The organism is Pseudomonas sp. UBA3149, assembly GCF_002364655.1.
In the GTDB taxonomy this organism is placed as follows: domain Bacteria; phylum Pseudomonadota; class Gammaproteobacteria; order Pseudomonadales; family Pseudomonadaceae; genus Chryseomonas; species Chryseomonas luteola.
This window is the reverse complement of the sequence record NZ_DEYV01000030.1, coordinates 260,056-271,980: the sequence shown is the minus strand read 5'-3', so window position 1 is coordinate 271,980 and position 11,925 is coordinate 260,056. Positions and strand designations below refer to the sequence as shown.

The following is an 11,925-nucleotide window of genomic DNA, read 5'->3' as shown; positions in this document are numbered from 1 at the left end:
ATCGCTGTCAAATCTTCGCCGCTGGTATATCCAGCGGCTTGGCCTTGGCAATGCAGTACGCTGCCTGGGGAGGGTAGAACGTGAGAGTTTGGGCAATAGCCAATCAAAAGGGCGGAGTAGGCAAGACAACAACGTCTGTTTCGCTGGCAGGGCTTCTGGCTGACTCGGGCAAGCGTGTCCTGATGGTCGATCTTGACCCCCATGGCTCTTTGACGAGTTATTTTGGACAGGACCCGGATCGACTGGAACGCAGCGCCTTCGAACTGTTCCTGCATCAGGGGCAGGTTCCGGACGGGCTACCCAAGCAACTTCTGCTACCGACCAGCCATGAGCGCATCTCAATGCTGCCGGCCAGTACGGCGCTGGCGACCTTGGAGCGGCAATCGCCGGGGCAGAATGGCATGGGGTTGGTGATTTCCAAAAGCCTCGCGCAGTTGTGGAATGATTTTGATTATGCGCTGATCGACAGTCCGCCCTTGTTGGGCATTCTGATGGTCAATGCATTGGCGGCAAGCCAGCAGTTGGTCATTCCTGTGCAAACGGAATTTCTGGCGATCAAAGGATTGGAGCGCATGGTCAATACATTGGCCATGATCAACCGCTCCAGAAAACAGGCGCTTCCTTACACGATCGTACCGACGCTGTTCGACCGGCGTACCCAGGCTTCGCTGGGGACGCTCAAATACCTCCGAGACAATTACGTCGAGCATCTGTGGCAAGCGTTCGTTCCCATTGATACCAAGCTGCGGGATGCCAGCCGTGCAGGGATAACCCCCTCGCAGAACGATGCGAATAGTCGTGGTGTCATTGCATATAGGGCGTTGCTTAAGCATCTGCTTGATATGCAGCCTGCCTCAATGAACGTCGCGTGAAGACGTAGTGATGCAGTACTCAAGTTTTTGCGGTATCCAGCCGATAGTTTCTTCAATCTTGAAGTGTGATACGTGACATGAGCCGTTCTACTAGCACTGAAATTCGTCCACAGCTGGCTTTGCAGTCCTATCTGGATGCGCTGCTGATGGAGGCGACACTCGAGCTGCCGGTAGAGACGCCTGCCGCCCTCCAGCATGAGGCGGTTGTCGTCTCGTTGGTTGAAGTGGTGTCCGTGGCTGCGCCTGATCCTGTTGCGCCTACGGTCCAAAGCGTGTCTTTGGACGAGTTCGAGGCGGCTGTACGTGAGGAGAAGGCACGCGATGCCCAGGTCAGGGAAACGCCTGCCCAGAACAGCCTCCCTGTGGTGCCGGTTGTTAAGCCTGTAGTGGCAGAGCCGGAAAAAGTTGTCGATACCGTTATTCCGTTAAGAACTGTTCAGGCTGTCGAGCAGCAGGTGCAGCCTTTCAAGGTAAGCGACGACGGAAGGCCGGAATGGGCTGAAGAGCCGTTTGAATGTCTGTTGTTCGACGTGGCGGGGCTGACCCTTGCTGTGCCGCTGATATGTTTGGGAACGATTCATTCACTGGAAGGCCGCGAGCTGACGCCATTGTTTGGTCAGCCCGATTGGTTCCTGGGCATCCTGCCCAGCCCGCAGGGTAATTTGAAGGTATTGGATGCCGCGCGCTGGGTCATGCCAGAGCGCTACCGCGAAGACTTCAAGGAAGGCCTCCGGTTCGTTATCTCGGTTGAAGGGTATGACTGGGGAATTGCGGTACACCAGGTCAGCCGTTCGATACGTCTGGACCCTGCCGAGGTCAAATGGCGAACGCAACGATCCCAGCGGCCATGGCTGGCGGGAACGGTAATTGAGCATATGTGTGCCTTGCTGGATGTATCGGCGCTTGCGGCGCTGATTGAAAGCGGTGCTGCAAAGCAAAGGAAACAATAGAAGGGTTGACCTACGCTTAAGGGGTCGATTCTGGATCAACCAAGGCGGGAAGACCGCCAAGACCGCCAAGGCGGTATCAACGAGGCTGGGAAAATGAAGAAAACGTCTGCACAAGGTTCCGAAGATCCAATCCTGCAGTGGGTAACCTTCCGTCTGGACAACGAGACGTACGGTATCAACGTCATGCAGGTTCAGGAAGTGCTGCGCTATACGGAAATAGCTCCGGTGCCAGGTGCTCCAAGCTACGTGCTGGGTATCATCAACCTGCGCGGTAACGTCGTGACGGTAATTGATACACGTCAGCGTTTTGGCCTGGACTCTGCCGAGATCACGGATAACACCCGTATCGTGATTATCGAGGCCGACAAGCAAGTCGTTGGTATTCTTGTCGACAGCGTGGCTGAAGTCGTTTATTTACGTCAATCTGAAATCGAAACCGCGCCAAACGTGGGTAACGATGAGTCCGCCAAGTTTATCCAGGGCGTTTGCAACAAGAACGGCGAGCTGCTGATTCTTGTCGAATTGGATAAGATGATGAGCGAAGAAGAATGGTCTGAGTTGGAAAGTATCTAATGTTGGCAGCGTTGATCGTGCTGGTGTTCATTTGCCTTGGGCTGGCGGGTGCCTGCTTTCTGCTATGGCAGGAGCTTAAACGGCAGGCGTCAAAGCTTGCCCAGCATGAGGAAACAACCGAAAAGCGCTTGAGGGCTCTAGCCAAGCGGCTGGAAACCTATCAGGCCGGCACGGTCCGTATGGGGGAGCAATTGCATGAGATCAATGAGATGGTTGCACCCCTGCCTGACAGGCTGACTCGTATCGAACAAAGCGATCCGGCCAGCCTGTCGTTCAGTCAGGCTGCGCGCCTTGTGGGGTTGGGTGCCAGTGTCGATGATCTGACTCAGTCCTGCGGGCTTTCACGGGCCGAGGCCGAACTGATCAGTAAGATGCATAAGGCGCGTCAGCAATCCTGACAAAGTGCATCTCGCAAGCCTGCCACAGATCTTGTGTCATATCCGGCAGGCCTTGCATTTCTTCATTTCCCGGAAAGCCATCAGTCATGCACTGATGGCTTTTTTGTGCTCTCGATAAGATGTTTCAGCATTTTCCGGATAGCGCCGATAGGATGGGATCATCCTGCCTGCATGACAGGCTCTGCGGATGCTTACCCTTCAGATACCAGGCGAACGCGATGATTTCGGCAATCGTGCGGTACAGCGCTTCAGGAATGGCATCGCCAAGCTCAAGGCGTGCCAGCAGGCGTACCAGGTCAGCGTTCTCATAGATAGGGATTTCGTGCTCTCTGGCCAATGCCAGAATGGCTTCGGCAAGATCTGCATCGCCTTTGGCTGTTAGGGTGGGAGCGGTCTGGCCGTCATAGACCAGTGCGATAGCCTGCTTCGAAGTAGTCATGCGCTTTCATCTATCCAGCGTTCTTCAATGTGCGTGCGTAGTCCACGCACCGGTTTTCCCAGCGTGCATTGCAGCTCGCCTACCAGAAGCCCGGCCTCCAGCAATCGCTCCTTGAAATGCTCCAGCTCATGGGTAATGAGCGCGGCGGTTTCCTTCTGCTCGGCCCAGAACTGGCTCGAAAGCGTACCGCGAGCAAGTTTGGCCTCGACCTGCATATTGCCGAGCGGCTCAAGATCAAAGGCAAGGTCGAGCTTCCAGATGCTGTCACGCAGTTCGCCAGCGCTTTTGGAAGGGCGTTCCTCCTGCAGCTTGTATTGCAGGCAGGTGATGCGCTCACCGTTACGCATGGGGAGTTCCCCTTGCCAGGTAAGCAGCATGGACCCGTCCGAGTAGTGCTGTGTCTGTTCAACGCCAGACAGCTGGTGAGTTTGCAGGCGTGATAGGGCTGCTGTTGCCAACTTGAGCAATTCTTCAAGCTCCATGCCTTCCTGCAGCAGCGAGCTAACTATCCGTGACGGCAGAGGAAAGCTCAACGCAGCATGCTTAGGGTTCCCTTGGCCCAATGCCGTTAGGGCATTGCGCAGGCTTCCTGGCAGGTTTGGCACGCCGGCTTGAGGAGGAAAAGTGGTCGAAGTCGTTGTAGTCTGGCTCAGTTGACTGATTAGGCGGAGCAGGAGCGTCTTGTAATCCTGCGGCAGCCGTTCAGTCTCACCTGAAGTAAGGTGTCGCTCCAGCAAAATGCCGCTTCGCTCGAACAGGGTTTTTACGACATCCGGGTTCTTGAGTTCTTCAACCTCGGGTACGGAGGCGAGCAGCTGACCAAGCGTATCGCGCAACACGCCGGGCGTGGCGGGCGAGTCCGTTAGTAGCGGCAGAGCTTGAAACAACTGGGCCAGCGAGCCTTGTCGTTGGAACTGAGCCGTCAACTGCTGTCCCAGCTCAATCTGATCGAGTCTTCCGCTGGAGGGCACCAGAGCAACCTGCTGTGCATCGCGTACCGCAACCGTTATCAGGCTGCCGGGCTTAAGGGCATTTAGCGATTCGATTATCAGTTGTTTGCCTGCAAGGGCACCGTTGAGCAATGTCACAACGGATTTGAAGGATATCTGCCCCTCAGAGGCGTCGGCTGGTTGACTGCTGACCACTCGCGTCTGCAGCAGGGTGCCTGGCGGAAGCGCTTTGGTATCCAGGCTTTTCAAAGGCGTCTCTGCCTTGGCCTCGATCTGTACAGCCAGGCGGGTAGACGATAACGCCATGATGTTTAGTAGCGAACCGGTTGGCAGGGGTGAAGTGCTTTCCGCCGGTAGGGTAAGTTGACGTCCATTGGCAAGCGTCAACTGCAGCAATAACTGAAAACTCTGCAGGTTCTGCTTAAGGGCAACAACTTGCGCCTGGGCTGTTTCGCCGGGCAGCAGAGGGCTTTCTGTCGGCAAGGTAATCCGCACGGCCGGCTCGGCGGGTAACGCTGCCCGCGTTGGGACAACTGGGGCAGAAGCGGGGCGGATAGTGCCTATGTCAGCCATGTAGCCACTCTGATAGTTTCATGCAGTCGGTCGTCCAGGCTGGCGTGATGTGTATAATGCTGGCCAATTGACGGGCTTGGTCTTGTTTCCAGCCTACTATAGCGGCCGATTCCGTTCCGACTTGATGCCAATGGTTGCGTGTAGTGATACCCCCTTGTCTTGAAGCCGTTGCGCTCACCTGTGAGCGTGACGAGCGCGTGCTGTTCGAGCAGCTGGATCTTGTGCTCGAATCTGGTGAAATGCTGCAGATAATGGGGCCGAATGGCAGCGGTAAAACCAGTCTGCTACGTCTTCTGGCAGGGCTTATGGCTCCAACGGCCGGTGAGGTGCGTCTGGCTGGTAGGCAGCGACACGAGCCGTTCAGGCAGTTACTCTGGCTTGGCCATGCGACTGGAATCAAGGGACTCCTGACTGCCGAGGAAAACCTCACATGGTTGTGCGCCTTAAACAGGCCCGCCACTCGGGAAGCAATCTGGCAGGCTCTGGACAGCGTAGGGCTGTCTGGCTTCGAGGATGTTCCCTGCCATACGCTCTCTGCCGGACAACAGCGTCGTGTCGCATTGGCTCGCCTGTATCTTGGCCCTCCTGCCTTGTGGATACTCGATGAGCCGTTTACGGCTCTCGACCGCCAAGCGGTGGAGCATCTTGAGCGGCATTTGAACCAGCACTGTGAACAGGGTGGAGCAGTGGTGCTTACTACGCATCATCAAATGACGCAAACGCCGACGCGCTATCGCCAGCTAGAGCTAGGGCAGGGGGGCTCATGAGCGGGCTCTTCGTGCTTCTGCTTAAACGTGAAGCGCTACTGCTATGCCGACGCCCGGTGGAGCTGGCCAATCCCTTGGTGTTCTTTGCGATCGTGATTGCCCTGTTTCCCCTGGCGGTGGGACCTGAAAGCCAGCTGTTGAAAGAGCTGTCGCCAGGGTTGATTTGGGTCGCTGCCTTGTTGGCGGTATTGCTTTCACTGGACGGCCTGTTTCGTAGCGATTTTGAGGACGGCTCACTTGAGCAATGGGTGCTCTCGCCGCACCCACTCTTTGTTCTGGTATTGGCCAAGGTGATGGCGCACTGGGTGTTTACCGGGCTGGCGCTAATCGTGCTCTCGCCTGTCCTGGCGCTCATGCTGGGGCTTCCTGTCCAGTGTTTGGGGGTGCTGCTGCTATCGTTGCTGCTCGGTACGCCTGTGTTGAGTTTACTGGGTGCTGTAGGTGCAGCGCTGACTGTAGGGCTCAAGCGGGGCGGGTTGCTGCTGGCTCTGCTTATTCTTCCGCTTTACATTCCGGTGCTCATTCTAGGCAGCGGTGCATTGCAAGCCTCTCTTCATGGAATGCCCGCCGCAGGACAGCTTTTGTGGCTGGGAAGTTTGATGGTTTTATCGCTGACGTTCTCTCCGTTCGCTATTGGCGCTGGGTTACGGATCAGTGTGGGTGAATAATGTGGAACAGTCATGAAGTGGACGTTTTTTCATAAACTGGGCTCGCCCAAATGGTTTTACGAGATCAGTAGCCGGTGGTTGCCCATCCTGGCGTGGGCGGCGGCATGCTTCGTTATAGTAGGCATGGTATGGGGCCTGGTCTTTGCGCCGCAGGATTATCAGCAGGGTAATAGCTTTCGCATCATCTATATCCATGTACCTGCTGCATTTTTGGCGCAGTCGGGGTATCTGCTTCTGGCAATTGCCGGGGTAGTAAGCCTGGTCTGGAAAATGAAGCTGGCCGATGTCGCACTCAAATGCGCAGCGCCCGTAGGCGCCTGGATGACTTTTGTTGCGCTGGTAACCGGGTCGATATGGGGCAAGCCAACCTGGGGTGCCTGGTGGGTGTGGGATGCACGGCTGACTTCCATGTTAATCCTGCTGTTCCTGTATTTCGGCATCATTGCGTTGGGGCAGGCTATTTCCAATCGGGAAAGTTCGGCCAAGGCCTGCGCGGTACTCGCCATCGTAGGTGTTATCAACCTGCCAATCATTAGATACAGCGTTGAATGGTGGAACACCCTACATCAGCCTGCCACGTTCACGCTTACCGAAAAACCGGCAATGCCCATCGAGATGTGGCTTCCGCTTCTAATAATGGTGGTTGGTTTTTATTGTTTCTTCGGCGCTGTTGTCCTGATGCGCATGCGTCTTGAAATCTTACGCCGCGAATCACGAACGTCTTGGGCCAAGGCAGTGGTTGAAGAGAGCCTTGGTAAAAGGGGTAAAGCATGACGTTTCATTCGATAGGCGAGTTTCTGGCCATGGGTCATCACGGACCTTATGTGTGGTCAGCTTACGGAATCACTGCACTGGTCCTGATAATCAATATCGTGATGCCACGGCTGGCACACCGTCGTTATCTGCAGAGCGAAGCACGCCGCCTGCGTCGGGAGATGAACCCGTGAATGCTGTCCGTAAAAAACGTCTTTTGATCATTCTGGCGATTCTGGCTGGCGTTGGGGTCGCCGTGGCCCTGGCTTTGTCGGCATTGCAACAGAACATCAACCTGTTCTACACGCCCAGCCAGATCGTTTCGGGTGAAGCCCCCGTGGGCACTCGTATCAGGGCGGGCGGTATGGTCGAGCGGGGCTCTCTCCAGCGATCGGCCGACTCGCTCGATGTACGCTTCATCGTGAGTGATGGCGTTCAACACATTTCCATCAGGTACCATGGCATCCTGCCGGATCTGTTTCGCGAAGGGCAGGGGATCGTCGCGTTAGGCAAGCTCGATGCATCCGGTGTGCTCAATGCCGACGAAGTGTTGGCAAAGCACGACGAAAATTACATGCCGCCTGAAGTAACCAAGGCCCTCAGGGACAGTGGCGCCTACCAGCAGTTTAGTAACCAGAAGGGCAGCTGATGCTGCCGGGCTCTGCATTTTTGTTTTTAGTGTAATGCGAGAAATTCATGATTCCTGAACTAGGCCACCTGGCTCTGATACTTGCGCTGTGCATGGCTGTGGTCCAGTCGACGTTTCCCTTGCTGGGCACATGGCGAGGCAACCGGCAATGGATGGGGCTTGCGCGGCCGGCGGCCTGGGGACAATTCGCTTTCCTTCTTTTTTCATTTGGCTGCCTGACCTGGTCATTCCTGACGAATGACTTCTCAGTGACCTATGTGGCGGAGAACTCAAACAGTCTATTGCCCTGGTACTACAAATTCAGTGCAGTCTGGGGTGCGCATGAGGGATCGCTGCTGCTATGGGCTCTGATCCTTGGCGGCTGGACGTTTGCTGTTTCCATCTTCTCCCGGCAATTGCCCGAAGACATGCTGACGCGGGTTCTGTCCATCATGGGAATGATCAGCTCAGGCTTCTTATTGTTCCTGATCATGACGTCCAATCCATTCTCACGCCTGCTGCCCCAGTCGCCTGTGGATGGAAATGACCTGAATCCCTTGTTGCAGGATGTTGGGCTGATTGTGCACCCGCCTATGTTGTATATGGGCTACGTGGGATTTTCCGTTGCCTTTGCCTTTGCCATCGCAGCCTTGCTGGGCGGGCGTCTGGACGCGGCATGGGCCCGCTGGTCCCGGCCCTGGACGCTGGTGGCCTGGACATTCCTGGGTATCGGTATTGTCCTGGGTTCCTGGTGGTCCTATTACGAGCTGGGTTGGGGTGGCTGGTGGTTCTGGGACCCGGTAGAAAACGCATCATTCATGCCGTGGCTGGTCGGGACAGCACTTATCCATTCGTTGTCCGTCACGGAAAAACGTGGGGTCTTCAAGAGCTGGACGGTATTGCTGGCAATTGCTGCGTTTTCCTTGAGTCTTCTGGGTACGTTCCTGGTTCGCTCAGGCGTGCTGACCTCTGTCCATGCGTTTGCTTCAGATCCCACCCGTGGGGTGTTTATCCTTGCCTTCCTTCTGGTCGTGGTAGGCAGCTCGTTAACCCTGTTTGCCCTGCGGGCACCTGTTGTTAAAAGTCAGGTTGGATTTGAGTTGTGGTCTCGGGAAACGCTCCTGCTGATCAATAACCTCATTCTGGTCGTAGCGGCGTCCATGATCCTGCTGGGTACGCTGTATCCGCTGATCATTGATGCGCTAAGCGGTGCCAAGCTGTCTGTTGGTCCGCCTTATTTCAATGCCCTGTTTGTACCGCTGATGGTCATACTGATGATTGCACTGGCAATCGGCGTACTGGTGCGCTGGAAAAGCACCCCTGTGCGCTGGTTGCAGGGCATGCTCATGCCAATACTTATTGTCAGCGTTGTTCTCGGCGTGCTGGCAGCGTTCATGCTGGGCGACTTTCATTGGGCGGTGCTGGCGGCGTGCTCGTTGGCGTCTTGGGTTGTACTGGCTGGCCTTCGCGATCTGCAGGACAAGACGCGCCATAAAGGTTGGCTCAAGGGTATTCGCAGCCTCGGTCGCAGTTACTGGGGGATGCAGGCTGCCCATCTGGGGCTTGCGGTGTCGGCATTAGGGATAGTGCTCTCTACCCAGTTCTCCGCTGAGCGCGACCTGCGCATGGCGCCAGGGGAGTCGGTCGAGCTGGCAGGTTATCACTTCATTTTCGATGGCACTCAGCATTTCGAGGGGCCTAACTTCAAGTCGGACTATGGCACTCTGCGGGTCTCGAAAGGCAATCAGAATGTTGCGGTTCTGCATCCGGAAAAGCGTCTTTACGTAGTACAGCGCTCGGTCATGACCGAGGCAGGCATCGATGCAGGGCTTATGCGTGATTTATACGTGGCGCTTGGTGAGCCGTTGGAAGACGGGGCCTGGGCAGTCCGCATCCATATCAAGCCATTCGTACGCTGGATCTGGCTGGGGGGCGTGCTGATGGCGCTAGGTGGACTACTTTCCATGTCGGACAAACGTTATCGACTCAAGGTGCGTCAGCGTGCCAGTCGGTCCCTGGGGCTCAAGGAGGCGCAGGCATGAAGCGTCGCCTGGTTCTGCTGATTCCACTCGTCCTTTTTCTCGCCATGGCTGGCTTTTTGTTCAAGGGCCTGTATCTGAATCCATCTGAGCTACCGTCCGCACTGATCGACAAGCCATTGCCGGGGTTTTCATTGCCCGCTGTTGACGACCCCGGCCGAACCCTGACTCAAGTTGATTTTCAAGGCAAGCCAGCCCTGGTCAATGTATGGGGCACCTGGTGTGTCGCATGCCGGGAGGAGCATCCCGTTCTGAATACGCTCAAAGAGCAGGGCATCGCCATCTACGGTATCAATTACAAGGACGATAATGCCAGCGCATTGAGGTGGCTGAAGGAATTCCACAACCCTTATCAGCTCAACGTTCGCGACGACAAAGGCAGCCTGGGCCTGGACTTGGGTGTATACGGCGCACCAGAAACCTATCTGATCGATAGCAAAGGCGTCATCCGTTACAAGCATGTAGGCATTGTAAGCCAACAGGTGTGGCGTGATGAGCTGGCGCCGCGTTACCAGCAGCTCATGGAGGCGCCATGATCCGCCGGATAGGAGCATCATTATTATTGCTGTTTGTATGGATAGGCGTTGCACAGGCCGCCATCGAAACCTTCGCGTACACAAACGATGCCGAGCGCGAGCGCTTTCAAGCACTGACGCGTGAATTGCGCTGCCCGAAGTGCCAGAACCAGGACCTTGCCGACTCGAATGCACCCATCGCCGCTGATTTGCGAGGAGAGATTCATCGTCTGATGAACGAAGGTAAAAGCGATGAGCAGATCATCAACTATCTGGTGGCGCGATATGGTGAGTTCGTCATGTACAGGCCGCCTGTTGAACAGCGGACCTGGCTGCTCTGGTATGGGCCGGCTGCGTTTTTAATCTTAGGATTCTGTATCATCCTGATCATCGTTCGACGTCGCCAGCAACAAACCTTGCCATCCAATGCTCCATTGTCTGCCGATGAGCAGGCACGCCTTGCATCACTTCTGAAAAAGAAAGATTCCTGATGATCGATTTCTGGCTCGCCATAGGGCTGCTGCTGCTCGTTGCCTTGGGCTTCCTCCTGATTCCTGCGATACGCCGTCAGCACGTTGCCTCTGGTAAAGACCGTGCCGTCGTCAACGTTGAGCTTTACGAGGAGCGACTGACAGAGCTCTCCCAGCAACACGCTGCAGGCTTGCTGACTGCTGAGCAGTGGGAAGAAGCCCGCTCCGAAGCTGCCCGTGAGCTGCTTTCCGACACTCAGCAGGCAGACACTGACGCCACAAGCGCTAAAGGCGGGCGCGCTGCGCCGTTGATCGTGGCGTTAATCGTTCCGCTCGTTGGACTTGGACTTTACCTGCATTGGGGTGCCAGCGACCGGGTCGAGCTCACTCGCGAGTTCAGCCAGCCGCCGCGCTCCATGGATGAAATGACTTCCCGGCTAGAGCGCGCGGTTGCCGTCCAGCCTGAGTCTTTTGAAGGCTGGTATCTGTTGGGTCGTACCTATATGAGCCAGGAGCGTTTCAGCGAGGCTGCTCATGCGTTTACCCAGGCAGTCCGGCAGGCCGGGCGTCAACCTGAGCTGCTAGGGCAGCTGGCGCAGGCGCAGTATTTTGCGGACGGTAAAGTCTTGACCCCGGAGGTCAGGACGTTGGCTGACGAAGCGCTCAAGGCCAATCCCAAGGAGGTGACTACGCTTGGGCTCTTGGGCATAGCGGCGTTCGAGCAGAAGGATTACGCCGGTGCAATCACTCATTGGCAAACCTTGGTCGATCAGCTGCCTACTGGTGATCCGTCCCGTAAGGCTATTCAAAGTGGTATCGAGCGGGCCCGGCGCTATATGGGCGCTAGCGGCGAAGCTGCATCTTCAGCCAGTTCTACTCAATCAGCTACCCTGAGTGTCACGGTAAGTCTTGATCCAGGCGTGAGCTCACATGTCAAGGCGAGTGATACCGTGTTCGTGTTTGCCCGCGCTGTATCAGGGCCACCCATGCCATTGGCAGTAAAGCGTCTGACAGTAGCGGACCTGCCTGCCAGTGTATCGCTGAGTGATGCAGATGCGATGATGCCCCAGCTCAAGCTGTCAGGGTTTGATCAGGTTCAGCTGGTTGCGCGTATCTCTCGGCAGGGAAATCCGACGTCAGGTGAGTGGGTTGCGCTTGGCAAGCCGATTGCGGTGAAAGATGCCCAGCCGCAGCAGTTGAAAATAACGCAGCCCGACGCCAAATAGAATATTTGCATGGCTTCTTGCAGGAGGGGCCATGCCTTGCCGGATGGCTGTACGCAAGCATTCGCCTCCCGCTACACTTAAGCCTTTATTTGCCGGTATTTCTA

Annotated in this window: 15 protein-coding genes; 13 read left to right on the top strand and 2 right to left on the bottom strand. The window is 56.1% G+C overall.

The features are described 5' to 3' along the window. The first annotated feature begins 80 nt into the window (after window positions 1-80). From B3729_RS19235 to B3729_RS19220, 4 genes are all read left to right on the top strand, one after another. Window positions 81-872, top strand: coding sequence for a ParA family protein (locus tag B3729_RS19235; RefSeq protein WP_150347625.1), 792 nt, complete (start codon window positions 81-83; stop codon window positions 870-872). A gap of 77 nt (window positions 873-949) precedes the next feature. After that, window positions 950-1,822, top strand: a complete 873-nt coding sequence (locus tag B3729_RS19230) for a CheW domain-containing protein (RefSeq protein ID WP_074825276.1) — start codon at window positions 950-952, stop codon at window positions 1,820-1,822. A gap of 93 nt (window positions 1,823-1,915) precedes the next feature. Beyond that, window positions 1,916-2,395: a chemotaxis protein CheW gene (locus tag B3729_RS19225; RefSeq protein WP_010797947.1), complete on the top strand. Its 480-nt coding sequence runs from the start codon at window positions 1,916-1,918 to the stop codon at window positions 2,393-2,395. Next, entirely contained in the window at window positions 2,395-2,793 is a 399-nt protein-coding gene (locus B3729_RS19220; protein ID WP_010797948.1) for a DUF2802 domain-containing protein, read from the top strand. The genes B3729_RS19225 and B3729_RS19220 overlap by 1 nt, the downstream gene beginning before the upstream one ends. A 124-nt stretch (window positions 2,794-2,917) precedes the next feature. On the opposite strand, the gene B3729_RS19215 is transcribed toward B3729_RS19220, so the two are convergent. After that, a complete protein-coding gene (locus B3729_RS19215; RefSeq protein ID WP_286788724.1) occupies window positions 2,918-3,232 on the bottom strand; it encodes an EscU/YscU/HrcU family type III secretion system export apparatus switch protein in 315 nt (104 codons plus the stop codon). Continuing rightward, complete coding sequence (locus B3729_RS19210; RefSeq protein ID WP_286788723.1) at window positions 3,229-4,755, bottom strand: flagellar hook-length control protein FliK; 1,527 nt, start codon at window positions 4,753-4,755, stop codon at window positions 3,229-3,231. The genes B3729_RS19215 and B3729_RS19210 overlap by 4 nt, the downstream gene beginning before the upstream one ends. Window positions 4,756-4,898: 143 nt before the next feature. Here B3729_RS19210 and ccmA point away from each other — a divergent pair, with 143 nt between their 5' ends. From ccmA to ccmI, 9 genes are read left to right on the top strand one after another with little or no spacing between them, the layout of a single operon-like run. Further along, the gene (gene ccmA, locus B3729_RS19205; RefSeq protein WP_286788722.1) at window positions 4,899-5,522 is read left to right on the top strand and encodes a cytochrome c biogenesis heme-transporting ATPase CcmA; all 624 of its coding nucleotides are present in this window, start codon (window positions 4,899-4,901) and stop codon (window positions 5,520-5,522) included. Next, the gene (ccmB, locus tag B3729_RS19200) at window positions 5,519-6,190 is read left to right on the top strand and encodes a heme exporter protein CcmB (RefSeq protein WP_010797952.1); all 672 of its coding nucleotides are present in this window, start codon (window positions 5,519-5,521) and stop codon (window positions 6,188-6,190) included. The genes ccmA and ccmB overlap by 4 nt, the downstream gene beginning before the upstream one ends. A 12-nt stretch (window positions 6,191-6,202) precedes the next feature. Then, on the top strand, window positions 6,203-6,964 hold the full coding sequence (locus B3729_RS19195; protein ID WP_286788721.1) for a heme ABC transporter permease: 762 nt from the start codon (window positions 6,203-6,205) through the stop codon (window positions 6,962-6,964). Beyond that, window positions 6,961-7,137, top strand: a complete 177-nt coding sequence (gene ccmD / locus B3729_RS19190; protein ID WP_019365132.1) for a heme exporter protein CcmD — start codon at window positions 6,961-6,963, stop codon at window positions 7,135-7,137. Before B3729_RS19195 ends, ccmD begins: the two co-directional genes overlap by 4 nt. Then, window positions 7,134-7,592: a cytochrome c maturation protein CcmE gene (ccmE, locus tag B3729_RS19185; protein WP_010797955.1), complete on the top strand. Its 459-nt coding sequence runs from the start codon at window positions 7,134-7,136 to the stop codon at window positions 7,590-7,592. Before ccmD ends, ccmE begins: the two co-directional genes overlap by 4 nt. 47 nt (window positions 7,593-7,639) lie before the next feature. Next, window positions 7,640-9,613, top strand: coding sequence for a heme lyase CcmF/NrfE family subunit (locus B3729_RS19180; protein WP_286788720.1), 1,974 nt, complete (start codon window positions 7,640-7,642; stop codon window positions 9,611-9,613). Continuing rightward, on the top strand, window positions 9,610-10,146 hold the full coding sequence (locus B3729_RS19175) for a DsbE family thiol:disulfide interchange protein (protein WP_286788719.1): 537 nt from the start codon (window positions 9,610-9,612) through the stop codon (window positions 10,144-10,146). The genes B3729_RS19180 and B3729_RS19175 overlap by 4 nt, the downstream gene beginning before the upstream one ends. After that, entirely contained in the window at window positions 10,146-10,616 is a 471-nt protein-coding gene (locus B3729_RS19170; protein ID WP_376749600.1) for a cytochrome c-type biogenesis protein, read from the top strand. Before B3729_RS19175 ends, B3729_RS19170 begins: the two co-directional genes overlap by 1 nt. After that, window positions 10,616-11,821, top strand: coding sequence for a c-type cytochrome biogenesis protein CcmI (gene ccmI / locus B3729_RS19165; protein WP_286788718.1), 1,206 nt, complete (start codon window positions 10,616-10,618; stop codon window positions 11,819-11,821). Before B3729_RS19170 ends, ccmI begins: the two co-directional genes overlap by 1 nt. Window positions 11,822-11,925 lie beyond the last annotated feature (104 nt).

Bases quoted from the DNA above. Each gene is read 5' to 3' on its own strand.
- B3729_RS19230 (WP_074825276.1), top strand. From the start codon at position 950: ATGAGCCGTTCTACTAGCACTGAAATTCGTCCACAGCTGGCTTTGCAG.
- B3729_RS19225 (WP_010797947.1), top strand. From the start codon at position 1,916: ATGAAGAAAACGTCTGCACAAGGTTCCGAAGATCCAATCCTGCAGTGG.
- B3729_RS19220 (WP_010797948.1), top strand. From the start codon at position 2,395: ATGTTGGCAGCGTTGATCGTGCTGGTGTTCATTTGCCTTGGGCTGGCG.
- B3729_RS19215 (WP_286788724.1), bottom strand. From the start codon at position 3,232: ATGACTACTTCGAAGCAGGCTATCGCACTGGTCTATGACGGCCAGACC.
- B3729_RS19210 (WP_286788723.1), bottom strand. From the start codon at position 4,755: ATGGCTGACATAGGCACTATCCGCCCCGCTTCTGCCCCAGTTGTCCCA.
- ccmB (WP_010797952.1), top strand. From the start codon at position 5,519: ATGAGCGGGCTCTTCGTGCTTCTGCTTAAACGTGAAGCGCTACTGCTA.
- B3729_RS19195 (WP_286788721.1), top strand. From the start codon at position 6,203: ATGAAGTGGACGTTTTTTCATAAACTGGGCTCGCCCAAATGGTTTTAC.
- ccmD (WP_019365132.1), top strand. From the start codon at position 6,961: ATGACGTTTCATTCGATAGGCGAGTTTCTGGCCATGGGTCATCACGGA.
- B3729_RS19180 (WP_286788720.1), top strand. From the start codon at position 7,640: ATGATTCCTGAACTAGGCCACCTGGCTCTGATACTTGCGCTGTGCATG.
- B3729_RS19175 (WP_286788719.1), top strand. From the start codon at position 9,610: ATGAAGCGTCGCCTGGTTCTGCTGATTCCACTCGTCCTTTTTCTCGCC.
- ccmI (WP_286788718.1), top strand. From the start codon at position 10,616: ATGATCGATTTCTGGCTCGCCATAGGGCTGCTGCTGCTCGTTGCCTTG.